This is a genomic window from Streptomyces sp. NBC_01314, assembly GCF_041435215.1.
In the GTDB taxonomy this organism is placed as follows: Bacteria; Actinomycetota; Actinomycetes; order Streptomycetales; family Streptomycetaceae; genus Streptomyces.
This window is the reverse complement of record NZ_CP108394.1, coordinates 661,191-685,965: the sequence shown is the minus strand read 5'-3', so window position 1 is coordinate 685,965 and position 24,775 is coordinate 661,191. Positions and strand designations below refer to the sequence as shown.

Sequence of the window (24,775 nt, the reverse complement as noted above, 5' to 3'; positions counted from 1 at the left end):
CTGACGGCTCCGGAGGCGGGGCTGGAGGCCGGTGACGCTCGCGCCGCGACCTGGGCCTGCCGGATCCGCCGGAGGGGAAGACCGCGAGCGAGGGTTCCGTCCCGGACACGGTCGCCGATCTGGACGGTGACGGCTCCCCGGTCTTGGTCACGACCGCTGAGATGGGCCGGGCCGGGCCGGGCCGGGGCGAGGCGGTGCGGCTGGGGCGGAGAGGATCGAAGCTGAGCACTCAGCAGGTGGGTGTGTGTCCTGCCCCGGTCAGCGCTGAACAGGTTGGCACGAACCGCTCACCAGCCCGTCAGCAGCAGATGGTTGAGGAGCAGGCTCAGGACCGCCTGGGCCGTCAGCCAGCTGCGGCGGCGGTCGAGGAAGGCGCCTGCCGCGAGCAGCCACATCGCGAACGGCAGCCAGATCCGTTCCGTCTCCGCCTTGCTCATTCCGGACAGGTCGGCGGTGAGCAGCATGAGCAGGGCCGCGCACAGCAGCAGTCCCATGCGGCGCTCGGCGGCGGGGGACGTGCGCCACTGGGCGAGGCGGGTGCCCGTGCGGCGAAGGCCCGCCACCGTGGCGGGGCCCACGACGAGGACCGTGCAGGCGAGGTTGGCCCACACCCAGTAGCCGTACGGACGGAAGCCGCCGGCGCCTTGGTGGTAGCGCTCGACCAGCAACCGGTATGCCTCCCACCAGTTGAAGCCCGCCATGGTGAACGCCAGGGGCACGACGCCGAGTCCGGCGATCACGTAGGGGAGGACGGGCAACCGCCGGGAGCCGAGCAGCACGACGATGGCGGCCATCACGGCGAAGAGAGTGAGGCCGTACGAGAGATAGACGGTCAGGCCGAGGAGGAGCCCGGCGGCGAAGGCGGTCCTCCGCGGTCGGCGACCCGTCACCGCAAGGGCGAGGAAGGCCACGGCCCAGGCAGCGACCGCCGCGAAGTACCCGTCCGCCGACGTGCCCGCCCATACCGCTGCCGGGGCCAGGACGAGGAACGGGGCGGCGCGGCGTGCGAGGGCCTCGCTCGTGAGCGTTCGTACGGTGACGAGGACCGCGGCCGCCGTGGTCGCCCCGACGGCGATGACGAAGGCGCCCGCCCATGCCCCGCCGCCCAGTCCGATCCGGTCGAGGAGGACGAAGGTGAGGGTGGCGCCCGGTGGGTGGCCGGCGACGTGCGGGGGCCAGTGGTCGGGGGAGCCGAGCAGGATGTGGCGGGTGAAGTCCCGCAGGGTGTGGGGGATGTCGGCGAAGCGGTCGATGACCTGGAGGTACTCGTATCCGGTCGTCAGCCTGCGGGCGATCCCGCGGTGCCAGCCGTCGACGAGGGCGAGGGAGAAGATCCAGGCCATGGCGGTGGCCCACGCGGTCCACAGCAGTGGCCGCCAGGGCAGCCGGGCGGCCAGTGTGGGGCCGTACGCCACGACGGCCACGGCGACGGCGATCGCGGCGGGGGTGCCGGGGCCGGTGTGCGGCAGCCAGTTGGCGTACAGGGGTGGCCAGCCGACGTGCAGGACGTCGTCGGCGCGCTTGACGGCGATGCCGACCAGAGCGGCCGTCACGACGAGCAGCGCGGCGGCGGCGACGGCGTACAGGTCGCGGCGGAGATCGCGGTTCACGCTCGGAGACGTTAGGCCGGAGGAGGGCCGGTGGACTCTCGACAGGCGCGGACGTCAGCCTTTCGTCATGAGTCGCGCACCCTCTCACCGGGTGCTGCGGGCCTAGCGTCGGGGCATGGCACGGTCTCCTTCCTCACCCGACTTCTGGCGCAGCCCGCTGCGCGGCCCCTGGTTCACCTCCGTCCTCGGCGTGGCGTTGCTCGCCGGGATCACGGTTCTGTTCGTGACGGGGCTGCTGTCTTACGCCGCCTACAACCCGGGTCTGTCGCCGGTGAACGACAAAACCCCGGACAAGGGGATCCTCGGCTTCTATCTGTTCCCCTGGCCGACGGATCCGCACTGGCTGTACCGGTTCACGCAAGGCCTTCACGTCACGCTCGGGATCGCGCTGGTCCCCGTCCTGCTGGCCAAGCTGTGGTCGGTGGTGCCGAGGCTGTTCCAGCTGCCTCCGGCGCGGTCGCTCGCCCACGCCCTGGAGCGGATCTCGCTGCTCCTGCTGGTCGGCGGCGTGCTGTTCGAGTTCGTGACCGGCGTGCTCAACATCCAGCTCGACTACGTCTTCCCCGGCTCTTTCTACCCGCTGCACTTCTACGGGGCGTGGGTGTTCTTCTCGGCGTTCGTGGTCCATGTGGTGCTGAGGGCGCCGACGGCCGTACGCAACCTGCGTCAGTTGCGGGGGAGTGAGGGGGAAGGGGCTCCGCCGCCGGTTTCAGCGGAGGAGCCCTCGCTGGTGTCCCCGGACCCGGTCGAGCCCACCGTGTCGCGGCGCGGTGCCGTGTGGCTGGTCGGGGGCGGCTCGCTGCTGCTGTTCGGGACGACCGTGGGGCAGAACTTCGACGGCCCGCTGCGCCGGACGGCCCTCCTCGCCCCGCACGGCGGTGCCGAGCCGGGCAGCGGGCCGGGCGGCTTCCAGATCAACAAGACGGCCGCGTCGAGGGGGATCAGTGCGGCGGAGACCAGCGAGGAGGCGTGGCGGCTGGTCGTCACCGGGCCTTCGGGGACCATCCGGCTGAGCCGCGCCGAGCTGCTGGAACTGCCCCCGCACAGCGTGGCGCTGCCCATCGCCTGTGTCGAGGGCTGGTCCACCTCCGACCAGTGGTGGCGCGGCGTGAGGCTGCGGGACCTGGCCGGCCTCGTCGGATACGAGCCCGAGGCGGCACCCGACGTCCTGGTGGAGTCCCTCCAGCGGCGCGGCGCCTTCCGCCGGGCAGCCCTGCGCGCCAACCAGGTCCGCGACGCGCGCTCCCTGCTCGCCCTGGACGTCAACGGCGAGAGGCTGTCCCCCGACCACGGCTACCCGGCACGGATCATCGTGCCCGCCGCGCCCGGTGTGCTCAACACCAAATGGGTGGCCCGGATGACGTTCGGAGACCTGTGATGGGAAAGTCCCGGCTGCCTTTGGGTAGCCCGTTGCAACTGCTGCTCCTGGCATGCTCGTTCGCGCTCGCCGGGTATGCGGGGGTGCGGCTGTTCGCGGACGACTGGTTCGGGGTCGCGCTGTGGTTCGTGGGCGCGGCGGTAGTGCACGATCTCGTGCTGCTGCCGCTGTACGCGACGGCGGACCGTGCTCTTGTCCGGGCGGCGGGTGCGGCCGGTCACCGGGTGGGGGCGCCGCCCATGCCCTCCGGGCAGTGGGGGAGGGTCGCGTACGTGCGCGTGCCCGCGGCCTTGTCCGGGTTGCTGCTGTTGGTGTGGTTCCCGCTGATCAGCGGTCGGGTGGCGGACCGCTACGAGTCCGCCACGGCGCTGTCGGCGAGTGGCTTCCTCGCCCGGTGGCTGCTGATCACGGCTTTGTTGTTCGGCGGTTCGGCGCTCCTGCTGGTGGTGCGGCTGCGCAGGGAGACGAAGGACCGACCGCCCGCCGTCCACTGATCGGCGTCGCGCCAGCCGAGCGGGCGGGCGTGCCGCAGCAGCGCCGGGGTGCCGAGCCGGGCCCAGGGGAACGCGGCCTCCCCTCCGCTGTCGGCCTCGGCGCCGCTCACGAGGCGGACCTCGACACGCTCGTCCACGTCCACGGTGACCGTCTCGGCGATCAACAGGCCGCCGGGGCACAGCAGTTCGGCCAGTCGGCGCAGGAGAGCGGACGGGGCGCCGCCGATGCCGACATTGCCGTCGAGGAGCAGGGCGGTGTCCCATCGGCCCTCGCCGGGCAGTGGGTCGAACACCGAGCGGGTGAGGGCCTGGCCGCCGAGCCGAAGGGTGTGGGCGACGGCGGCCTGGCTGACGTCGATGCCGAGCACGGGCCGGCCCAGGGCGGCGAGTTCGGCGACCAGCCGCCCCGGTCCGCACCCCACGTCGAGGACGGCTCCCTCGCACCGCCCCAGGACATCCAGGTCCACCGCGTCGGCGCGGGCGCACCACCGCTCCACCTCCAGGGGCAGCAGCCAGCCGTCACGACGCCGTAGGAAGAGCGGTCCCCGGCCGGTGCGCAGGGCGTCGGCGTACGGGTCCGTGGACCAAGGCCGGCCGATGGCCTCCTGGCGTTTGGTCTGCCGCCCGACGGTTTTCTGTCCCACGGTTTCCCGCCCCATCGCCTCTCGTCCCCTGGCCTCGCGCCCCACGGCCTTCCGCCGTGCGTCGCTCATCGGGTGCCGACCGCCCGCAGCCGGGCCAGTTCCGCCGCGAACCGGCTGTGCGGCGCGATCGCGGCGACGGCTTCGGCGTCGGCGGCCGTGTCGACGTCCCTGAGGGGCGGCAGGTCGCGGACCCGCAGCCCGGCGGCGACGAGCCGGTCGCGCTGCACGGCGCCGGTGACGGGCGTCGACATGGGCACCCCGCGCAGGAGTGCCGGGTCCGGTTCGGCCAGGCCCAGGGCCCAGAAGCCGCCGTCCTCGGCCGCACCGAAGTACGCGTCGCACTCGGTGAAGTGCACGGTCAGCAGGTCCGGGGTGACTTGTGGGGTGTCCATGCCGATGAGCAGTGCAGGGCCGTCGCAGCCGGCGAAGGCCGCGGCGAGCCGTTCGTCCAGTCCGCCCGCGCACTGCGGTACGACGTCGAAGCCGGGCGGCAGCCAGGGGCCCGGCGCCCCGGCGAGCACCAGGACGCGGCGGCGCGCGGGAGTCGCGGCCACCGCGCGCAGCGTGTCCACGAGGGCGGCCTCGGCGAGGGCCGCCGCCGACTCGGGGCCGAAGGGCGGCGTGAGCCGGGTCTTCACCCGCCCCGGCCTGGGCTCTTTGGCGATGACGAGCAGAGTGGTCATCGGCGTACACCGCCCCGCGTCGTGGGTGTGGCCGGTTCACGCAGGACGCGGCTCATGTCCCGTACCGCCTGCCAGGTGCCCCGCCAGGTGCCGGTCACCTTGGAGACGCCGGTGCGCGGCAGATACGGCACGTCGTGCTCGGTGACGCGCCAGCCCGCGTCCGCGGCGCGCACCACCATCTGCAGCGGGAAGCCGCTGCGCCGGTCGGTGAGATCGAGGGCGAGCAGCGGCTCGCGGCGGGCGGCGCGCAGCGGGCCGAGGTCGTGCAGGCGCAGTCCGGTGCGGCGGCGCAGCATCCGGGCGAGCGCGAGGTTGCCGGCCCGGGCGTGCGCGGGCCAGGCGCCCCGGCTCTGCGGCCGGCGCCTGCCGAGGACCAAGTCGGCCCGCCCGTCCGCTACTTCGCGCACGAAGGGGGCGAGGAGCGACGGGTCGAGGGAGGCGTCGCAGTCGCAGAAACACACGATGTCGGCCGTGGCGGCGGTCAGCCCGGCATGGCAGGCGGCGCCGAAGCCGCGGCGCGGCTCGTGGATCACGGTCGCCCCGAGTTCGCGGGCGAGATCCGCCGAACCGTCGGTCGAGCCGTTGTCCACGACGAGTGCACGCCAGCCGGGTGGAATCCGGGCCAGCACCCAGGGCAGGGCCTCGGCCTCGTCCAGGCAGGGGAGCACGACGTCGACGTCCAGAGGTGTGGGAGAGGTCGTCACGGCTTTCACCTTACGAGGACAAACTTCACATACCGGACTTCGTGTCCTTACGAAACGAGGACGTCAGGGCTTCCCCACGCAGTCCGGACGGCCGGACCGCCGGGTGTGGTGCGAGGCTGACGGCATGCAACAGCAATCGAGTGGACCGGCAGCGGCGCGCGTCCTGGTGGTGGACGACGATCCCACGGTCGCCGAGGTCGTCGCCGGATACCTCGACCGGGCCGGATACGCCGTGGACCGCGCCGGTGACGGCCCGGCCGCGCTGGTCCGCGCCGCCGAGCGCCGGCCCGACCTGGTCGTGCTGGACCTGATGCTGCCCGGCATGGACGGCTTGGAAGTGTGCCGTCTGCTGCGGACGCGCGGCCCCGTGCCGGTCATCATGCTCACCGCGCGAGGCGACGAGGACGACCGGGTCCTGGGGCTGGAAGTGGGCGCCGACGACTATGTGACCAAGCCGTTCAGCCCGCGCGAACTGGTCCTGCGCGTCGAGTCCGTGCTGCGCCGCTCGCGCCCCGCCTCGGACACCCGCCTCCTGAGCTCGGCCGGTCTCCGCCTGGACCCGGCCGCCCGTCGCGCCACCCGGTACGGCTCCGAACTCGCCCTGACCCTGCGCGAGTTCGACCTCCTCGCCTACTTCCTGCGCAACCCGGACCGCGCCCACAGCCGTGAGGACCTGATGCGCGAGGTGTGGGGCTGGGACTTCGGCGACCTGTCCACGGTCACCGTCCACGTGCGCCGACTGCGCGGCAAGGTCGAGGACGACCCCGCGCGACCGCGGTTGATCCAGACGGTGTGGGGCGTCGGCTACCGCTTCGACTCCACGAGCAACCCGGCCGACGGCGACGAACGGCCCGCCCGGACCGACCAGCGAGACAGGAAGGACTGACGATGCGCGACACCCTGCTCATCGCTCTGTACGCGTTCCTCGGCGCCGGCGCGGCCGGGCTGCTGGGCGCGGTCGTGCTGTGGCCGCTGCGCCGCCGCTCTCTCACCGCGTCGCTCACCGTGGTGGCGGCCGTGGCGGTGACCGCGATGCTCGCCGGCACCCTCGCCGTGGCCTGGGCGATGTTCCTCTCCCCGCACGACCTGAGCGTCGTCACCACGGTCGTCGCCATGGCCGCCGTCGTCTCGCTGGCCACCGCGCTGCTGCTCGGCCGCTGGGTCGTCGCCCGCAGCCACGCCCTCCAGCTCGCCGCACGTTCCTTCGGGGACGGCGGCGCCTTCACGGCCCCCGACGGCCCGGCCACCGCCGAACTCGCGGCACTCAGCACCGAGTTGGCCATCACGAGCACGAAGCTCGCCGCATCCAGGGAACGCGAGCGCGCCCTGGAGACCTCCCGGCGCGAACTCGTCGCCTGGATCTCCCACGACCTGCGCACCCCACTGGCCGGCCTGCGTGCGATGGCCGAAGCCCTGGAGGACGGGGTCGCCGCGGACCCCGACCGCTACCTGAAGCAGATCCGCACCGAGGTCGAAAGCCTCGACGCCATGGTCGGCGACCTCTTCGAGCTCTCCCGCATCCACGCGGGCAGCCTGACCCTCTCCTTCTCCCGGATGTCCCTGTACGACCTCGTCGGCGACGCCCTGGCAGGCGCCGACCCGCTCGCCCGCGAACACGGGGTGCGGCTCGTCGGCGCCCGCGTCGAACCCGTGCCGGTCGAGGTCGACGGCAAGGAGATGAGCCGCGTTCTCGGCAACCTGCTGGTCAACGCGATCCGCCGGACCCCGGCCGACGGCACCGTCGCGGTGGCCGCCGAGCGGTCCCCGGACGGCGTGACGCTGTCCGTGACGGACGGCTGCGGCGGCATCCCCGAGGAGGATCTGCCGCGCGTCTTCGACACCGGCTGGCGCGGTACCCACGCCCGCACACCACCGGCCGGCGCGGGCCTGGGCCTCGCCATCGTCCGGGGCATCGTGGAGGCCCACCGAGGGCAGGCCACCGTACGCAACATCCCCGGAGGCTGCCGCTTCGAGGTGGTGCTGCCCGCCGCCGCTTCCTGAACACGGGCAGCACCACCGGTCCAAGGGGGCCCTAGGAGCCCCGCATCCCGGAACGCGCGAACTCCCGCATTCCCTCCGCGAAGCCGACCTCCGGCTTCCACCCCAGCTCGGCCCGCAGCCGTGACGAGTCGGCGGTGATGTGCCGGACGTCCCCCAGCCGGTACTCCCCGGTGACGACCGGATCGGGCCCGCCGTACGCGGCGGCCAGTGCCCGGGCCATGTCCCCGACGGTGTGCGGCTCACCGCTGCCGGTGTTGTACGCGGTCAGCACACCCTGCGCCGTACCCGCTTCCAACACCGCCACATTGGCCTCCGCGACATCCCGGACATGCACGAAGTCCCGCCGCTGCCGACCGTCCTCGAACACCCGAGGCGCCTCCCCGCGCGCGAGCGCCGAACGAAAGAAGGAGGCCACCCCGGCGTAGGGCGTGTCCTGCGGCATCCGGGGCCCGTACACGTTGTGATACCGCAGCGACACCGCCGTCCCGCCCGTCGCCCGCGCCCACGCCGCCGCCAGATGCTCCTGGGCGAGCTTGGTCGTCGCGTACACATTGCGCGGGTCGGTCGGCGCGTCCTCGCCCACGAGCCCCGGCGACAACTCGGACCCGCACCGCGGGCACAGCGGCTCGAAGCACCCGGCCGCGAGATCGGCCACGTCCCTCGCCCCCGGCCGCACCACCCCGTGCCTCCCGCACTCGTACCGTCCCTCCCCGTACACCACCATCGACCCCGCCAGGACCAACCGCCGCACACCCGCCTCCGCCATCGCGGCGAGCAGCACGGCCGTGCCCAGGTCGTTGCGGGAGACGTACTCGGCGGCATCGCCGAACCCCGTGCCGAGACCGACCATGGCCGCCTGATGGCACACGGCGTCCACGCCGTCCAGCGCGCGGACGACCGCCTCCGGGTCCCTCACGTCCGCGCCGACGTCCGCCGCCACGTCGAACACGACGGGTTCGTGCCCGTGCTCCGCCAGCACGTCGACGACATGGGACCCGATGAACCCGGCACCGCCGGTGACCAGTACACGCATACGGCTCACGCTAGGACCGCACACCCGCAACGCCCCAGGGCCACGCCCGGCACGTCACGCTTCCGTAAGACGACGGCCCGGCAGCCGACCTGCCGGGCCGTTCCTTCGCCCGGGGGCATACGCCGGCGCCCAAGACGTAGGCATGTAGCCATTACCCAACCCGGCCCGGTGAAATCGTCGAAGCCGACCACTTCCTCGCCTTCACCGGGCAGGCCTCCAGGTCGCCGGGTCGTCCACCGTCAACGGCGCGGCCCTGGACCAGGCGACCCGCACCGCCGGCGCGAACCAGCAGTGGGTGATCGTCTGAGGCGGCGGGGGAGTGTCACCGCACCGCCCGTGCGTCGCGGAGGTGAACCTGGCGAGGCCCATGTCCGCCGTGTGAGGCACTTTTCTACGTCCGATCAGGCGAAAACGTCGTGTACGACCCTCAAGCCGCCGCCAGTTGCCTGACGTTGAGAGCCCCGACCTCCACCCTTGAGGGACACCATGACGGACTCGGCCGACCACAGAACACCCACGTTCGTCCAGGAGGCCGCGGAACCGGTCCGCGCCCACCTGGCCACCTCGACCCCATTGAGCAGCTTCCTCGAAGGCGCCGGCACCCTGACGCTGGAGGAGCGCCGCCTCATCGTCGATCAGGCACTCGTCCTGCTGGAGCAGAACTACGTCCACCTGCCGCTCAAGGCCGCGATGCACGCCGTGAACCCGGTCCAGCGCCTGCGGGTGTTGCGGCGGCGTCTGGAGCGCCAGACACAGCAGACCATGCCTCGGGAATGGCTTTTCCACGCCGAGGTGTCGGAGATCTTCCACTCCGTCAGAGACCTTCACACGAACTACCTGCTCCCCGACCCTTTCAACGGCAGGATCGCCTTCCTGCCGTTCCTCATCGAGCAGTACACGGACGAGCAGGGCACCCACTTCCTGGCCACTCACGTGGCCCAGGGCTTCTCCGCACCCGGCTTCAGGCCCGGTGTCGAGATCACCCACTGGAGCGGCATCCCCATCTCGTCGGCCGTCGACCTGAACGCGGCCAGGTTCGCCGGCAGCAACGCCCCCGCCCGGCGCAGCCGAGGCGTCCAGTCACTGACCGTGCGGCCTCTGCGCATCCATCTGCCTCCCTTCGAGGAGTGGGTGACCGTCAGCTACATCGACGAGAGCGGCAAGCACCATGAGCTGCGCGAGAACTGGCGGATCGTGGAGAATCTGCCGCCCATGGTGGACGCGGACGCGATCAGCACCGCCGCGCTGGCTCAGGGCCTTGACCTCGACGCGGACGAGGCAGGCCGGGCCAAGGTGCTGTTGTTCGCCCCTCGGGTGGTCGCCCAGGAACAAGCCGTCCGGGCCGACGAAGCCGTGCCCGAGCTACGCCAGGGTGAGGTCGCCACGACGATGCCCAAGGTGTTCAAGGCCCAGCAGGTGGAGACGTCGTCCGGGACGTTCGGCCACATCCGGATCTTCACCTTCAGCGTGAACGACCCGATGGCCTTCGTCCAGGAGTTCGTCCGCCTCATCGGTCAGCTGCCGCAGAACGGGCTCATCGTGGACGTCCGGGACAATGGCGGCGGCCATATCCACGCCGCCGAGTTCGCCCTGCAGGTGCTCACTCCCCGCCGGATCGCACCCGAACCGGTGCAGTTCATCAACACTCCGCTCAACCTGCGCATCTGCCGTGAGCACCAGGACGGCTCCTCGGGCATCGACCTGGGTGCCTGGGTCCCCTCCATGGAGCAGGCCCTCGAGATCGGCGCCACCTTCTCCAGCGCCTTCCCCCTCACCCCCGAGGACGGTGCCAACGCGATCGGGCAGCAGTACTTCGGGCCGGTGGTCCTCATCACCAACGCCCGTTGCTACTCGGCCACCGACATCTTCGCCGCCGGTTTCCAGGACCACGGGATCGGGCCTGTGCTCGGGACCGACGAGAACACCGGTGCCGGTGGGGCCAACGTCTGGACCCACCAGTTGCTCTCCGACCTCCTCCAAGGCGACCGGGCCACGCCGTACGTACCGTTGCCGAAGGGAAGCGGCATGCGCGTGTCCATCCGTCGCACCCTCCGGGTCGGCGCCCTGTCCGGCACCCCGGTGGAGGACCTCGGTGTCATCCCCGACCATCCGCACCGGATGACCCGCCGGGACCTCCTGGAGGACAACGCCGATCTCTTCAACCGGGCGGGCCGGCTCCTCAAGGACCGGGAGCCGCACGCCGTGTCCATCACGGACGCGATCTCCGTCAACGGCTCCCTGAAGCTCAAGGTGAAGGCGACGAACGTCGATCGCGTGGACGTCTACGTCGACCAGCGACCGCGCGCATCAGTGGACCTCACCGACGGACAGGCGGACGTGACGGTGCCCGTCGCGGCAGCCGCTCACTCGGCCCGCATCGAAGGCTTCGAGGCCGGCCACCTCGTCGCCAGCAAAACGAAACAGCTCCACTAGCCACCCGGGCTGGGCAGAGAGCCCTCGCATCGAGTGATGCGAGGGCTCCGGCGGTACACCAGTTGAGCCTGCCGGAAGTCCGTGCAAGGGCGATTCCTCAACCGCCGGCAGATACGCCGGATGTACCCGGACGATCTCGTCCGGGTACATCCACGAGGCACCCCTATGGTGTTCGCATGCGGGAGGGCAGGGGTCGCACAGGCCACGGGTGGCCGACACGATCTGACCCATGGTCAGGTGGTCGGGTGGTCAGGACGACTGTGCGGTCTGGTACAGGTTCTGCGCGTCGGTGCCGAAGTACGGCCCGTACATCCGGTTCGGCAGGAAGTTGTACTTGAAGCTGTTCACCGAGGACAGCAGGCCGGCGCCCGTGGACTCGTTGAACTGGGTGAACCAGGGGCCGCCGCTGGAGCCGCCGGTCATGTTGCAGTTCATGCCGTGGTCGTTGGAGAGCAGGAAGTCACGGTTGGTGGTTCCGCTGCAGTAGATGAACTTCTCCCCGTCGTAGGGGGAGGCGGCGGGGAATCCGAAGGCGTACATCGCCTGGTTGTAGCCGGTGTTGAAGGCCAGACCCTGCCCGCCGACGACGTCCGTCAGCAGCTTCCCGTCCAGCGGGGCGACGACGGCCGCGCCGACGTCGTAGTTGATGTCCTCGCTCGCGGTCCACTGCGGCGTGGACAACGTCTTCGTGGCACTCCACCTGCCGTACGGGGCCTGTCCGTCGTGGTAGCCGGGCACGAAGACCCAGTTGGTGTGCCAGGCTCCCTCCAGCTTCACGCAGTGCCCGGCGGTGATGACGGTGCTCTTGTTGGCGCTGGTGACCGCATTGCCGGAACACGAGGCCGTACGTCCCTGATAGGTGAAGAACACCCGCCCGGCCGTGGACACCACAGCCCCGCCACCGGTCCAGGGCCCACCGCTGTTGGGGAAGGCCAACGCCCCGACCTCGTTCAGGGCTCCCGGGAGGGTCGGGGCGATGGTCCTCTCCTTGCCCTTGGCGAGCGAGGGGGCCTTCATCTGGGCACGGTCCACGGGCAGCAGATCCAGCGGAGCGGCCCGACGCATCCGCTCCGCGGTCCAGAACGAGGCGGGGTCCGCCGCGGCCGTGGCCGCCGCGGAAGGCGAGGCGAACACGCCGGTGCCGAGCAACGCGGCGGCGCCGAGCAGGGCGGCGAGGACGGAACGGGACTTGCGGAGAGGGCGGGACACGCGGCGTATGTCTCTCACGCGTACTCCTTCTGCGGTGGGGGGTGAGGACGAACTCGCGCAACGCAGGGTGCCAGCCCACCCGAAATTTCGACAGGTGCACGTCACGATGGGCGTGAAATCAACCCTGTCGGCACACGGAGGGTGCACACCAGGGTGGCGGCTGCCTCAACAGCCGCGTCGGTGGTCGCGTAGACGCGGCGGAGCCGGACCCCAGATCCATGGCCGGGCAACTCGTAGGCTACGTGTATCCGTGATCACTGCTCTGGATGTGCAGTCCGCAGTTCGTGAGAGATGAGGGTTGGCGCGTGGCGGAGAAAGACCTGTCTGGCGGCGCGCGAGCGATGGCGGTTCGGAACTCGGTGTCGCTCGGGGTGTTCCTCGCAGTGGCCGCCTCCTCAAGGGTGCCGCTGACCATCGTCGAATTGGCGGGGCGCGGTATTACCGCAGATGCGGCTGGGACCCGTTGGGTGCTGGAGGTAGGGAAACCACACCTGGACGGCTTCACGCTGGCCGACAAGCTGATCAGTCTCGGTGAACTGGAAGATCAGCTTGTTGAGCTGTGGCAGGCGTATACGCGCGGCGGAGTCGATACGGCGGCCTTCGAGGCTGGACTGGCGGAGATCGTCGAGGCCAAAGAGGGGTGGTGCTCGGGCTCCGTCGGTCCCGAGGAAGCTTCCTCAGGCCACCTTCGTCGGGTACCGGGTCCAAGCGCGGATTGGTGAGTCGGGGGCGAAGCTGCGGCGCGGCGGCGCGCAGTCTCCTCCTGAGTGTGTCCTGTCCCAGGTAACTGTGGGCACGGTCGGGCTCTGACCTGCGGTGCCTTCAGTTGAGTGGGACGAACGGGCTCCCCCTGTCCCGCCCAACCGTAGGCAGCCGCCCGCCAGCAACGACGCCTGCAGCCCAGATCCGCGACGTGGGCGCCGGCTCCACGCCGGCGAGTCCGTCACCTTGTTCGGCCCGGTCGGGGTCGACAAGACCCTGCGACTTCGCAGCTCGTCAGGGCCAGCAGGGGCCGCAGAAGGGCGGTGGCGGGCGCCGCGTTCGGACGGAGCTTGGTGAGGATGCGTCAGCCTGTCAGGCGGGCGAGCCTTGCATGCGATGGTGATCACGGAATGGTCGGGTCGCCGATGGGGCCGAGGCCGGCCACGCGCAGCTTCTGGGCGGTCTTGATGTGGCAGGCGGTAGTGACCTCCGAGGAGTGGGCCGAGCCGATCGGAACCCGCCCGCCGCGCTGTACGATCGACACGTCGGCCTCATGGACGTCCCGTGGCGAACTCGCGGGCCCGTTGTCGGCAGCTACGCAGCAAGGACCACTCATGAGGCTGTCCGCATTCCGTGCTCCTGCCGTGCTCGCACTGCTTTCCGCGCTCGCACTGGCCGCCTGCGGTAACAGCAGCGGCGCTCCTGAAGCCGCCCGCTCGGCAGGCCCCGGTTCTCCTTCGCCAACGCCTGATCTCACGGATGATTCGATCCAGGCGGTCCTCAACAAGGCCCTGCCCCGCGGCGGGAGCGGCACGATGATCGCCGCCCGCGGCGGTGAGGTCACCCACTGCGCCGGTTACGGGATGGCCGATCGGGCCCACCGCATCTCGGCGAGCTGCGACACGGTGTACGACATCATGTCGATGACCAAGTCGTTCACGGCCGTGGCGATCATGAAGCTGCAGATGGCGGGCAAGCTGCGGGTCAGCGACCCGATCAGCAAGTTCGTCGGGCCTGTAACCGCGGACAAGCGCAACATCACGATTCACCAGTTGCTCACCCACACCTCCGGGCTGCCGGAGGCGCTGGGAGACGACTACGAACCGATCTCCCGCCAGGAGATGATCGACGGAGCCGTCAAGTCCAAGCTGATCGCCCCGCCCGGCACGGAGTTCGCCTACTCCAACCTGGGCTTCAGCTTGCTGGCAGCCATCATCGAGAACGCCTCCGGCACGGACTACGAGCACTTCCTGGTGAAGCAGATCATCGCTCCCGCCGGAATGAAGCACACCGGCTACGTCCTGCCGCGCTGGGACACGGAGCTGATCGCGGTGGAGTACGACGAACAGGGTGTCTCCCAAGGGCGGCCGCTGGACCACCGATGGGCCACTGACGGCCCGTACTGGAACCTGCGCGGCAACGGCGGTTTGCTGTCCACTGCCCGCGACATGTACCGCTTCCACCGTGCTTTGGCCGGCGGCACCCTCCTGGACCGCGACGCGCAGGCCATGATGTTCAAAGCCCACGCCCCCACCGGCCTGCCGGGCTATGAGGGCTACGCCACCGGCTACGGGTGGGGCATCATGCCCGACAGGAGCATCGCGACCCACTCCGGCGGCAACGACTGGTCCTACGGTGTGAACGTGCACGCCGTGCACGGCGACCTGATGGTGTTCTGGATAAGTAACCAGGCTGTCCAGGACGGGAAATGGGATCTCCAGGAGGTTGCCCGACCGCTCATGCTGAAGCTGATCGAGCAGCTCCGAGCCGGCTCAGTCGGTCAGTGAGCGAATGCCGTCGTCATCGCGCAGCCACGGGGGCTGGTGTGGGTCGGAAGTGGAGTTGAGGGGCCATGCGGTTTCGGGCAGGTGTCTGACTGCCCATGCCTGGCTCCTTGCTCGTCGGCACAAGGCGACGTGAGAGGAGTCTCCCAGCTGCTCGGTACGGTCGAACTCCGTTACCTTCGAGGCCGCATGACCGACCGTTGTCGAGTTCGGGCATGAATGCCCTCACGCGCGGTGCGACCAAGGCGGGTGGCTCCCCGACACGGATCGACCGTGCCCCTCAGGACATGAACGTGAGGGCGTTCTCGATCCCCTGCTCGAGGATCTCGTCGGCGAGCCCGGGGTCGGAGAGGGCGCGGGACGCTTGCAACGTCCCCATCATCATGGTGAAGAGCCCGCAGGCCTTGCTTCGGGCCGACCGCGGATCTTCTGGCGCCAGGCGAGTGGCGATCTCTTCCATGACGGCCCGCGCGCCGTCGGTGTAAGCCTGTTTGGTGTCGTCTCCGCAGCGGCCGATCTCGTCGAGCAGGGCGGCGGAGGGGCATCCGAGGTCGGGGTGGTCCCGGTGCTCGGCCGACAGATAGTCGCGAACGAGGTCCTCGAGTCCCGGACGGCCGGGCGGCAGCGCGCTGTACTTCGCCACCTGCGTGCGCAGTTCCTCCGCGACGACGTTGGCCACGAGGTCGTCCTTGGATGTGAAGTGTGCGTAGAAGGCTCCGTTGGTGAGCCCGGCGTCCGCCATCAGCATGGAGATACCCGAGCCGTCGATGCCGTCCTGCTTGAACCGAAGGCCTGCCGTCTCGATGATCCGTTGTCGCGTCACCTGCTTGTGTTCCCTGCCGTAGCGCGCCACGGCTTCCTCCTTCGCTCCGCGGGGCTATTGCCCGGAGACTCATCCTAATCTATGGTCTGACGCACGTAATATTACAGTCGACAGATAATTTTGCGGACGATCTGTCAGCATCAGAGATGAGGCATGCCGTGAGTGACGTCCCCTTCCAGTCCGCTGTGGAGCAGTCGCGCGCGCTGGCCGCGGGTGAGATCTCGAGTCGGGAGCTCGTCGAGCTCTATCTCGAGCGGATCGCCGTCCACAACACCACACTGAACGCGGTGGTGACCCTCGACCCCGAGCGTGCCCGTCGCGAGGCCGCGGAAGCGGACGCCGCGCGGGCGGCGGGACAGGACCTCGGGCCGCTGCACGGTGTGCCGATCACGGTCAAGGACAGCTTCGAGACGGCCGGGATGCGTACCGTCTGCGGGCGCACGGACCTGAAGGACTACGTGCCCGAGCAGGACGCCGAGCCGGTCAAGCGGCTGCGTACGGCCGGCGCCGTGATCATGGGCAAGAGCAACATGCCGCCGGGCAACCAGGACGTCCAGGCCGACAATCCGGTGTTCGGTCCTTCGTCGAACCCGTGGGACACGACCCGGACCTCCGGCGGGTCCGCCGGGGGCGGCGCCGTCGCCACCGCCGCCGGCCTCACAGCGTTCGACTTCGGCTCGGAGATCGGCGGATCGACCAGGATCCCGTCCCACTTCACCGGCCTGTACGGGCACAAGTCGACCTTGGGGTCGATACCTCTCATCGGGCATGTGCCCTACGGCCCGGGCACGGGCCGGTGGACGGAGGCCGACATGGCCTGCGGCGGCGCACAGGTTCGCGACGCACGTGACCTCGTCCCGATCCTGCGAGCGACGGTCGGGACGGCGGACTACGACGGCGGTTTCAGCTACACGCTCGCACCGCCGCGCGCCACCAAGCTCTCCGACTTCCGGGTCGCCGTCTGGGGCGAGGATCCCGCGTGTCCGGTCGACAGCGACGTCACGGCAGCCATGGACGACGCGGTCACTGTGCTGCGGGCGGCCGGTGCCAAGGTCACGGTCCAGCCCGCGAGCCTCCCCGTCGACATCGCCACGAATCACCGGAAGGCCTTCCTGCCCCTGCTCTTCGGCGCGCTGTCCTACGACCGCTCCGGCCTCACTCCCGCGCCCAACGCCGCGCTGCTGGCCCGGCTGGTCCAGAACCCGCGCGGTGACGCAGGTCCCGCCCTGCGCGGCACCTTCCAGTCCCACTACCAATGGCTGCAGGCCCACGTGGTGCGCAACGAGCTCCGGCAGCGATGGTTCGCGTTCTTCCAGGACTTCGACGTCGTAATCATGCCGGTTGCTCCGACGGCTGCCCCGGCCCACCACAACAAGCTGATCGACCGGTTCGGGCGGCCCTTCGAAGTCGACGGCGTGCGACGCCCCTACTGGGACCAGGTCAAGTGGAACGCCGTAGCCAACGTCTCCGGGGGACCGGCGACCACCATCCCGGTGCGCAAGGGCAGGAGCGGACTGCCCATCGGTCTGCAGGCCATGGGCCCGAGCGGGGGAGATCTCACCACCATCGAATTCGCCGCGCTGCTGGGGCGCGAAGTGGACGGCTTCGTGCCGCCCCCGGCCTTCGTCTAGACCCGACGACCCTGAGAAGCAAGGAGCCCACGATGCACAACCCGAGCCGCAACGCGTCACGACTGCTGACAGATTCCGTGTCCAAGTACCCGGAGCGCACCGCGATCGTCTTCGGTGACGACCGCATCACCTACAGAGCTCTCGATGCCGCGGCCAGCCGGGTCGCGAACCTGCTCGTCTCGCGCGGCGTCCAGCCGGGGGACAAGGTCGCGCTGTCCTGTCCCAACCTGCCCCACTTCACCAGCGTCTACTTCGGCATTCTCAAGGCCGGGGCGGTGGTCGTGCCGCTGAACGTGCTGTTGAAGGGGCGTGAGGTCGCCTACCATCTCGCAGACTCCGACGCGAAGGCGTACTTCGCGTTCGAGGGCACGGCGGAGCTGCCGATCGGGCAGATGGCGTGGGAGGGATTCCAGGCCACCGAGGGCTGCACCGAGTTCTTCCTGATCGGGGGCGGTGGGGCGCCGTGGGCCGGGGACGGGACGCCGGAGTCGTACGCCACGGGAGTCGCCGAGCAGCCGGTGACGTTCCGGACGGTCGAGCGCGACGAGGACGACACCGCGGTGGTCCTCTACACCTCCGGCACGACCGGCCGGCCCAAGGGTGCGGAGCTGCGTCACCGCAACGTCTACGACAACGCGCTCGCCGGCACCGACCTGTTCGCCGCCGATCCCGAGCGCCCCGACACGTACCTGTGCGTGCTGCCGCTGTTCCATGCCTTCGGCCAGACCGTGATCCAGAACGGCGCCCTCGCCTTCGGCGGCACGATAGTGATGCAGCCGAGGTTCGAGGCGCGGGCGACCCTGCGTCTCATGCTCGACCACGACGTGACGTTCTTCGCCGGCGTCCCGACGATGTACTGGGGTCTTCTCGCCGCCCTCGACGACACGGTCGACGTCGCCCGCCTGGCCGCGAATCTTCGTGTTGCGGTGGCCGGTGGCTCAGCGCTGCCGGTCGAGATCCACAAGCAGTTCAAGGACCGCTTCGGCGTCACGATCCTCGAGGGATACGGGCTGTCCGAGACCTCCCCGGTCGCCTCCTTCTCCCGGTTCGGAGAGGAGCCCCGCGTCGGGTCGATCGGCGTTCCGATCCCGGGCGTGGAGATGAAGCTGATCCGCGACGACTGGTCCGACGTCGAGGGCGGCCCCGACGAGATCGGGGAGATCGCGATCAAGGGGCACAACGTCATGAAGGGCTACTACCAACGGCCCGAGGCGACGGCCGAGGCGATCAGGGAGGGCTGGTTCCGCTCCGGCGACCTCGCCCGCAAGGACGAGGACGGCTTCTACTACATCGTCGACCGGTCCAAAGACATGATCATCCGCGGCGGCTTCAACGTCTACCCGCGCGAGATCGAGGACGTGCTCATGGAGCACCCCGCCGTCTCACTGGTCGCGGTCATCGGCGTGCCGCACGAATCCCACGGTCAGGAGATCAAGGCCGTCGTGGTGACGGAGGCCGGGAGCGACACGAGTGAGGACGAGCTCGCCGCCTGGGCGAAGGAGCGGCTCGCCGCGTACAAGTACCCGCGCGTCGTCCAGTTCGTCGACGCGCTGCCCTTGACCCCCACCGGCAAGATCCTCAAGCGCGAACTCGCCTGACCGCGAGGCTGGCCAGGGACGCCTGACCGAAGGAAATCCGCTCATGACCTCCCACTCGGCCACCTGGCCCTGCGAAACAGCCAGGTGCTGCCGAACCGGATCATGAAGTCCGCGCTGAGTGAAGCGCTCGCCGACAAGCGCTACGCCCCGGACCGTCGTCTCGAACAGCTCTACCGGATCTGGAGCCGGGGCACCCGGCTCGGCGAGCTGGGCAACGTCGAGACGTCCTTCCACCACAAGCACGGGGCCTGAGGCTCCGCCGGGTCCTCCGGCGGGTCCTCAGGCGGGCCGGGCCGGGATATCAGGCGGTCAAAGGGGCCGGCTGAACTGCGGTATGCCGTCGGGTCGCCTCGGCGAAGGCCTCGAAGAGGTGACTGACAGCCTCGGCGTCGCCGTCCACCTCGAGGCGGCCGGCCTCGGTCGCGGCGGACGGTTCCTCCTGGCCGAGCGACAGCGCGATGAACGTCCCCGCGTCACAGGCCACAGTGGTGGGCGACGACGCCGGTGACGGTCCTGATCGGACCCGGAGCGTCCCATCGCCGACGGTCATGGAGAACCGTTCGCCGGCGTCGACGTCGCACTCGAGAGCAAGACCGTTCAGCCGACTGGGGGCGACCGCCACAGTCATGCACAGCGCCACCATGTCCGTCCGGGCAGCCGACGGATCGACACCGTCGCTCATCAGACCCAGGCCCCACAGCCCGAGTGAGATGACAGGGACCCTCAGCTCTCCGCCGAAGTCGGTCAGGACGTACTCCTGCGCCGGCTCGGTCTTGGAGACGACGCCGATCGTGCTCAGTGTGCGAAGCCGGTCGGTGAGGCGATTAGGGCCGATCGACGGCATGCGCCGGAGAATCTCGGTGAACCGCTTCGGTCCCAACAACAGCTCGCGGAGGATGAGTACGGTCCACCGCTCGCCCAGCACGTCCATCGCCGTGGCGAGTGGACACGCCTGCCCGTATCTGCGCGCCGTTGTCATACGTTCCACTCTACTGACAGGTCCTGACGGGCCAACGCGACGGACGGGGCGTCCTGTTCGGCCCGGGCTCTCCCACGTCCGCCGCTACCGGACCAGACGTCCTTCGAGCTTGCCGAGAAGTGCGCGTACTTTGGGATCACGTGTCAGACGCGCGTCGATCACCGGGTTGATCACCCCCCGCAGGACGGACAGCGGTGTCCAGCGAGCCGGCCGGATCACGCGGGGAGAACGGTGCTCGATGGCATTCGCGATGGCATGGGCGGCCTCGTCCGGCTCAAGGCGCTTGAGCAACGGTCGCGGCGTTGTCCGGGCCAGGAGTTCGCTGATCGTCGGGTCCTCGTCGACGCCGTTTCTAATCATGTCCGTCTGGATCAGCGCGAAATAGGCGGTGGTGGCGGAAGCGCCGTGCTGGGCGAGTTCCACACGGAGTCCGCGTCCGAGCTGCTCGACCGCGGCCTTGCTCATGGCGTAGGGAATCGCCGCCGTCCCATTGAGGAAGGCGAACATCGAACTGATGAGGACGACCTGACCCTGATTGGCGACGATCTGCTTCATCGTCGCGTTCACGGTGTTTATGGCCCCGTTGACGTTCACGGCCAGTACCTTGTCGATCGCCGGCGCGGGCATGGCGCGAAGTGTGGAGCCACGCCCCATGATGCCGGCGTTCGCGATCACGACGTCGACTCGCCCGAACCGCTCGCATATGTGGGCCACGGCAGCGTCGAGCGCGTCGCGGTCGCAGACGTCCGCGGTGAAGCCGACGGCGTCGGAGGGCGAGAGGCGTGCTGCGATGTCCGGCGTGTCCGGGTGCAGATCCACGATGCCGACCCGCGCGCCGCGGGAGAGGAGAGCCCGAGCCGTCGCGCTGCCGAGCCCACCGGTGCCGCCGGTGATGAGTACGACCTTGCCGCCGAGTTCGTATGCAGTCATGCGGATGCCTCGTCTTCAGTCATGGGGTGTCGTCCGCGTTCAGTGCGGCAAATCCGGATAGCGACGGGAGCCGGGTGGCGGGACTTCGCACGCACCGCCGGAACGCCGCTCCTGCCACGGGCACACGTTCACCGCGCGGAGACGGCTTCGTCATGAAGTGGACGTTAGCAATCGCTATATGAAATGTATAGTCATCGCGCGACGAACAATTTCCGTCCCGAACCGGCCGAGTGGGCTGCTGCGCCGGGCTGTGTGCATCAGTGGCTATGAGGGCGATGGCTCATGAGCGGGGGTAGCGCCTGTTCCCGGCCGGGTGGTGACTTCACGGGGCCTGTGGGTTTGGTCAAGGAAATCCCGTGCTTCGTGTTCGGGTTGAGGCCAGCATTGCCTGGTGTCCGAGCTGCTGTGGGATGACGTGAAGGGCTTCTTCGACCTTGAGCGGGAGGGGCGCCTTCCGGATGTGTGGGTCACGGGAACGACGGTCCAGGACTGGCAAACGGTCTTCGATCTGATCGTTGCGAGTGGCTGGCGGAGTGAGTACTCCGAAGGCAGCGTGGTCATGCCGTTGCCACGCGCTGCGGAGGTGCTGTCGCGGCCTGCTGATGCCGAGTGCGCGGACCTGCGGGTCTGGCCGGCGCCGGACGTGTTGGCGATCTTTCGGTTGGAGTCGGCTGACGAGGTCGGTTGCGACGTGGACCTGAGGGAGTTGCAGGGGCAGGAGCGGCTGGACGTGCTGTGCGGATTTCTTCGTGCGATGGGGCGCCGACTGGGCAAGCTTGTGGTGATGACGCCCGAAGGCGACTGGGACCAGAGCCATCCGGTGCTGGGATTCGATGTCGAGTCCGACCGGGTGGTGCTGCTGGCGGAACCGCGGATCAGCTGACCGTGGCCGGACGCGATGCATGCGTAGAAGGTGCCGTCGCGGAGCATCGCGAGGAGGGCGTTGGCTCGGCGTCTGGCGAGACAGAGGACGGCCCTGGGTATGGTGGTTGCCCTGGGCGATCTTCTTGTCGTAGTAGGCCCGGCAGGCCTCCCTACGACGTGGTCCAGTCGGCGAAGATGAGGCTGAAGCTCTCCTACGACATCGACAGCAGCGCCGGGCTCGCGAACAACCGCATGCTGGCTGCCATGGCGGCCGACGCGTCCGCCCCGGGCGATACCACCTGGGTCCCCGACGGGCAGGCCGCTTGGCTGTACCCCCGCCCGGTCACCGCACTGCCGGGGATCGGCCGAGCCACAGCGGACACACTCAACAGATACGGACTGCACGTCATAGGGCAAATCGTCGACATACCTCCGGCAACCCCGCAGCGACTTCTCGGAGCCGGAGCTGCCCGGCTGGTGGCCGAACGCGCCCGCGGCCACGATCCCCGCCCGGTCGCCCGATCGGAACCGGCAACTCGTCTGCTCGCCGCCCTCGTAGGATCCCAGGTTCCTGGCGAAGGGAGTCGTGTGGGGGGTGAGGGCCGGCTCCCCCGTCTCTTGTGGTGGCATCGACGGAAAGGGCCTCATGGGTCGATCAGTCGGGTGTCTTCTCGTTCGAGTCGGCCGGCTCGGAGTCGTCGGCCGGCGTGGACCGCTCGATGTCGTCGTTGGTCGCTGCCCAGCTGGCCAGCAGGTTCAGGGCATCCTGGGAGGGGGAGGCGGGCTCGGCGGTGTAGGTGAGGAGGACCTGGCTGGGGTCGCCGCCCACGGGGAAGGTTTCGAACGGCAGGTCGAGGTCGCCGACGACCGGATGGTGCAGAAGCTTCACGCCGGTGGTGTGCATCCGGACGTTGTGGGCGGCCCAGCGGTGACGGAACTCCTCGCTGCGGGTGGACAGTTCGCCGATCAGGTCGGTCAGCCGCCGGTCGTAGAGATCGCGGCCGGCCTCGGCGCGCAGCATCGCGACGGTGTCGTTCGCGACCTGGTCCCAGTCGCGGAAGAACTCGGTCGCCTGCGGGCTGAGGAAGACGAACCGGGCGTTGTTGGGGGGCCGCGCCGGGTCGGCGTAGACCGGGGAGAACAGGGCACGCCCGAGGTGGTTGGTGGCCAGGATGTCTCCGCGGCCGTTGATGACGAACGCGGGTGTGCCGCTCATCGAGTCGAGGACGCGCTGCACGGCGGGCCGCACGTGCTGCTGGGCCGGCCGGCGGCGTGGCGGGCGGGTGGTGCCGGCGCCGCGCAAGAGGTCGATCAGGTGGATTCGTTCGGCCTCGTCGAGCTGCAGCGCATGTGCGATGCCTTCGATGACACTCTCCGACACCCCGGTGGCGTTACCGCGCTCCAGCCGGGTGTAGTACTCGCTGGAGATGCCCGCGAGGAGGGCTACCTCCTCGCGGCGCAGCCCGGTGACCCGTCGGCGCTCTCCGCCGTACACGGGCAGTCCGGCCTGCTCGGGGGTGACCTTGGACCGTCGCGTGCCCAAGAACTCGCGGATCTGGGCGCGGACGTCCTCACGGATGTCGTGGTTGGTGCCATGTGGGTCTTTTCTGCCTGCCATGCGTTTCACTCTACGAGCGCTACCGCCGGGTAAGGGGGTCCCTGTCAGTGACCCCCTCATCAGGGACTCCCACGCTCCCGTGACAACCGGTTCTGTTGGTGTTGCACCGCCCACGGCGGTGTGAATGGCCCGGATACGGCGGTGCTCGTGCCGCCGGTCTCCAGCCCCTTCCCGGCGCCGTCGGCGCCGTGATCACCGGAGTCAGAAGGACGATCATGCGTCGATACGCCAAGCCGGCCGCCGTAGTCACGGCGCTGGGAGCGCTCAGCCTCGTGGCCTTCGGATCGGGAGCCGTGGCCGGCACGGCCGACCGCGACACCGGTTCCGGGTCGCCGTCTCGCGTCACGGCGGAATCCGTCTCCTGGAACCACGGGACCGCTCAGGTGAACAAGCGCATCATGGAGCGCTACACCAGTGAGTACCTGCCCGGTCGTGATCCCGCTCTGGCGAGCAAGTTCGTCAGCCCGGACATCGTCGTGCACTCCGGCGGCCAGACGTGGCAGGGCCGGGACACCTATCTCGGCATCGTCGCGGCGAACCTGAAGGCGTTCCCCGACCTCAAGTGGACGGTGCAGGACATGCGGGCCGAGGGCGACACCGTGGCCGTCCGCTACTCCATGACGGGCACCCACGAAGGCCCCTTCGCCGGGGTCGAGGCCACGGGCAAGGCGATCCGCTCGGAGAGCATGGCGTTCTACCGCCTGTCCCACGGCAAGATCGTCGAAGAGCGTGCCCAGCTCGACATGCTCGGCATCCTTCGGCAGATGGGCGCCGTCCCCGCCGCATAGCAGCGGAGCGCGGTACCTCACCCGCCTCCACTCCTCCCACGCCGACCTGATGACCGGCGCTCGCCGCGCCCTCGGCACGCACAGGCCCGCCCCGCCGGCCCTGTGCCGCACATGCAGAGAACCAAAGAAACAGGACATTCCCATGGCATCGAAACTGACTGGCACTGTCGCTCTCGTCACCGGCGCGAGCAGTGGTATCGGCGAAGCCACCGCCCGCCAGCTCGCCGCGCTCGGCGCGTCCGTGGCCCTCGTGGCTCGCCGCAAGGACCGTCTGGACGCACTCGCCGCCGAGATCGAGAAGGCCGGTGGCACCGGGCTGGTGGTGGAGGCAGACATCACCGACCGCACCCAGGCCGAGGCCGCCGTCGAGCAGACCGTCGAGCACTTCGGTCGGCTGGACACTCTGGTCAACAACGCCGGTCTGATGCTCCTGGGACCTGTCGTCGGCGCGGACGCCAAGGAGTGGGAGCGCATGATCGCCGTCAACGTGAACGGTCTGCTCTACACCACTCGCGCCGCCCTCCCGCACCTGCTCAAGGCCGCCGAGGACGGTACGCGCCGGGTCGCCGACATCGTCAACATCAGCTCCATCGCGGGCCGCGTGGCCTGGAACGGGTACGGCGTCTACAACCTCACCAAGTTCGGGGTGAACGGCTTCACGGAGTCCCTGCGCCAGGAAGTCACCCAGCGGCACGTGCGCGTCGGTGTCCTGGAGCCGGGCGGTGTGAACACCGAACTGGACTCGCACAACAAGCCCGAGATCCACGGCGAGATGATCCAGCCCTTCCTCGACACGACCGAGATCCTCGCCCCCGAAGACATCGCCGACGGCGTCACCTACATGGTCACGCGCCCCCGAAGACATCGCC

Annotated in this window: 22 protein-coding genes and 2 pseudogenes; 13 read left to right on the top strand and 11 right to left on the bottom strand. The window is 69.7% G+C overall.

Going from position 1 to position 24,775, the window contains the following annotated elements; genetic code table 11:
- Positions 1 to 287 precede the first annotated feature (287 nt).
- A complete protein-coding gene (locus tag OG622_RS03170; RefSeq protein WP_371573062.1) occupies positions 288 to 1,610 on the bottom strand; it encodes a hypothetical protein in 1,323 nt (440 codons plus the stop codon).
- Positions 1,611 to 1,725: 115 nt separating this feature from the next.
- On the opposite strand from OG622_RS03170, the gene OG622_RS03165 reads away from it, so the two are divergent.
- A complete protein-coding gene (locus tag OG622_RS03165) occupies positions 1,726 to 2,988 on the top strand; it encodes a molybdopterin-dependent oxidoreductase (protein WP_371573061.1) in 1,263 nt (420 codons plus the stop codon).
- Between the two features lie 349 nt (positions 2,989 to 3,337).
- Here the strand turns inward: OG622_RS03165 and OG622_RS03160 are convergent, their stop codons facing one another.
- Genes OG622_RS03160 through OG622_RS03150 form a run of 3 tightly spaced genes read right to left on the bottom strand, consistent with a single transcriptional unit; the run spans position 3,338 to position 5,522 of the window.
- Complete coding sequence (locus OG622_RS03160; RefSeq protein ID WP_371573059.1) at positions 3,338 to 4,195, bottom strand: class I SAM-dependent methyltransferase; 858 nt, start codon at positions 4,193 to 4,195, stop codon at positions 3,338 to 3,340.
- Entirely contained in the window at positions 4,192 to 4,809 is a 618-nt protein-coding gene (locus OG622_RS03155) for a DUF2064 domain-containing protein (protein WP_371573058.1), read from the bottom strand. Before OG622_RS03155 ends, OG622_RS03160 begins: the two co-directional genes overlap by 4 nt.
- On the bottom strand, positions 4,806 to 5,522 hold the full coding sequence (locus OG622_RS03150) for a glycosyltransferase family 2 protein (protein WP_371573056.1): 717 nt from the start codon (positions 5,520 to 5,522) through the stop codon (positions 4,806 to 4,808). The genes OG622_RS03155 and OG622_RS03150 overlap by 4 nt, the downstream gene beginning before the upstream one ends.
- A gap of 115 nt (positions 5,523 to 5,637) precedes the next feature.
- On the opposite strand from OG622_RS03150, the gene OG622_RS03145 reads away from it, so the two are divergent.
- Positions 5,638 to 6,399 carry a response regulator transcription factor gene (locus OG622_RS03145; protein ID WP_371573053.1) on the top strand — a complete coding sequence of 254 codons (762 nt, stop codon included), beginning with the start codon at positions 5,638 to 5,640 and terminating at the stop codon, positions 6,397 to 6,399.
- A gap of 2 nt (positions 6,400 to 6,401) precedes the next feature.
- Positions 6,402 to 7,514: a sensor histidine kinase gene (locus OG622_RS03140; RefSeq protein ID WP_371573052.1), complete on the top strand. Its 1,113-nt coding sequence runs from the start codon at positions 6,402 to 6,404 to the stop codon at positions 7,512 to 7,514.
- A gap of 31 nt (positions 7,515 to 7,545) precedes the next feature.
- Here the strand turns inward: OG622_RS03140 and OG622_RS03135 are convergent, their stop codons facing one another.
- Entirely contained in the window at positions 7,546 to 8,547 is a 1,002-nt protein-coding gene (locus OG622_RS03135) for an NAD-dependent epimerase/dehydratase family protein (protein ID WP_371573049.1), read from the bottom strand.
- Between the two features lie 486 nt (positions 8,548 to 9,033).
- Here OG622_RS03135 and OG622_RS03130 point away from each other — a divergent pair, with 486 nt between their 5' ends.
- Positions 9,034 to 10,980, top strand: a complete 1,947-nt coding sequence (locus tag OG622_RS03130; protein WP_371573047.1) for a S41 family peptidase — start codon at positions 9,034 to 9,036, stop codon at positions 10,978 to 10,980.
- 249 nt (positions 10,981 to 11,229) lie between these two features.
- On the opposite strand, the gene OG622_RS03125 is transcribed toward OG622_RS03130, so the two are convergent.
- Positions 11,230 to 12,207 (bottom strand): serine protease, encoded by a 978-nt coding sequence (locus OG622_RS03125; RefSeq protein ID WP_371573044.1) that lies wholly within the window; start codon positions 12,205 to 12,207, stop codon positions 11,230 to 11,232.
- Positions 12,208 to 12,494: 287 nt separating this feature from the next.
- Between OG622_RS03125 and OG622_RS03120 the strand changes: the two genes are divergently transcribed.
- Positions 12,495 to 12,911, top strand: a complete 417-nt coding sequence (locus OG622_RS03120; protein WP_371573043.1) for a hypothetical protein — start codon at positions 12,495 to 12,497, stop codon at positions 12,909 to 12,911.
- Between the two features lie 383 nt (positions 12,912 to 13,294).
- Here OG622_RS03120 and OG622_RS03115 read toward each other — a convergent pair whose 3' ends face one another.
- On the bottom strand, positions 13,295 to 13,435 hold the full coding sequence (locus OG622_RS03115; protein ID WP_371573041.1) for a hypothetical protein: 141 nt from the start codon (positions 13,433 to 13,435) through the stop codon (positions 13,295 to 13,297).
- A gap of 70 nt (positions 13,436 to 13,505) precedes the next feature.
- Here OG622_RS03115 and OG622_RS03110 point away from each other — a divergent pair, with 70 nt between their 5' ends.
- Entirely contained in the window at positions 13,506 to 14,678 is a 1,173-nt protein-coding gene (locus OG622_RS03110) for a serine hydrolase domain-containing protein (RefSeq protein WP_371573040.1), read from the top strand.
- A gap of 277 nt (positions 14,679 to 14,955) precedes the next feature.
- Here the strand turns inward: OG622_RS03110 and OG622_RS03105 are convergent, their stop codons facing one another.
- Entirely contained in the window at positions 14,956 to 15,528 is a 573-nt protein-coding gene (locus OG622_RS03105; RefSeq protein ID WP_371573039.1) for a TetR/AcrR family transcriptional regulator, read from the bottom strand.
- Positions 15,529 to 15,656: 128 nt separating this feature from the next.
- Here OG622_RS03105 and OG622_RS03100 point away from each other — a divergent pair, with 128 nt between their 5' ends.
- The 3 genes from OG622_RS03100 to OG622_RS03090 all read left to right on the top strand — a co-directional run bounded on the left by OG622_RS03100 (position 15,657) and on the right by OG622_RS03090 (position 18,979).
- Positions 15,657 to 17,129: an amidase gene (locus tag OG622_RS03100; RefSeq protein WP_371573037.1), complete on the top strand. Its 1,473-nt coding sequence runs from the start codon at positions 15,657 to 15,659 to the stop codon at positions 17,127 to 17,129.
- 32 nt (positions 17,130 to 17,161) lie between these two features.
- Positions 17,162 to 18,727, top strand: coding sequence for a long-chain fatty acid--CoA ligase (locus OG622_RS03095; RefSeq protein WP_371573035.1), 1,566 nt, complete (start codon positions 17,162 to 17,164; stop codon positions 18,725 to 18,727).
- Between the two features lie 102 nt (positions 18,728 to 18,829).
- The gene (locus OG622_RS03090) at positions 18,830 to 18,979 is read left to right on the top strand and encodes a hypothetical protein (RefSeq protein ID WP_371573033.1); all 150 of its coding nucleotides are present in this window, start codon (positions 18,830 to 18,832) and stop codon (positions 18,977 to 18,979) included.
- 49 nt (positions 18,980 to 19,028) lie between these two features.
- Here OG622_RS03090 and OG622_RS03085 read toward each other — a convergent pair whose 3' ends face one another.
- Both OG622_RS03085 and OG622_RS03080 read right to left on the bottom strand, forming a co-directional pair.
- A complete protein-coding gene (locus tag OG622_RS03085; protein ID WP_371573032.1) occupies positions 19,029 to 19,706 on the bottom strand; it encodes a winged helix-turn-helix transcriptional regulator in 678 nt (225 codons plus the stop codon).
- An 84-nt stretch (positions 19,707 to 19,790) separates the two neighbouring features.
- A complete protein-coding gene (locus tag OG622_RS03080) occupies positions 19,791 to 20,636 on the bottom strand; it encodes an SDR family NAD(P)-dependent oxidoreductase (RefSeq protein ID WP_371573030.1) in 846 nt (281 codons plus the stop codon).
- 391 nt (positions 20,637 to 21,027) lie between these two features.
- Here OG622_RS03080 and OG622_RS03075 point away from each other — a divergent pair, with 391 nt between their 5' ends.
- Positions 21,028 to 21,519 (top strand): hypothetical protein, encoded by a 492-nt coding sequence (locus OG622_RS03075; protein ID WP_371573028.1) that lies wholly within the window; start codon positions 21,028 to 21,030, stop codon positions 21,517 to 21,519.
- A 176-nt stretch (positions 21,520 to 21,695) separates the two neighbouring features.
- A pseudogene (locus OG622_RS03070) lies at positions 21,696 to 21,890 on the top strand (ImpB/MucB/SamB family protein); the annotation flags it as partial.
- Between the two features lie 265 nt (positions 21,891 to 22,155).
- Here OG622_RS03070 and OG622_RS03065 read toward each other — a convergent pair.
- Positions 22,156 to 23,118: a helix-turn-helix domain-containing protein gene (locus OG622_RS03065; RefSeq protein WP_371573027.1), complete on the bottom strand. Its 963-nt coding sequence runs from the start codon at positions 23,116 to 23,118 to the stop codon at positions 22,156 to 22,158.
- Between the two features lie 215 nt (positions 23,119 to 23,333).
- On the opposite strand from OG622_RS03065, the gene OG622_RS03060 reads away from it, so the two are divergent.
- Positions 23,334 to 23,906, top strand: a complete 573-nt coding sequence (locus tag OG622_RS03060; RefSeq protein ID WP_371573026.1) for an ester cyclase — start codon at positions 23,334 to 23,336, stop codon at positions 23,904 to 23,906.
- A 49-nt stretch (positions 23,907 to 23,955) separates the two neighbouring features.
- A pseudogene (locus OG622_RS03055) lies at positions 23,956 to 24,693 on the top strand (SDR family NAD(P)-dependent oxidoreductase); the annotation flags it as partial.
- Positions 24,694 to 24,775 lie beyond the last annotated feature (82 nt).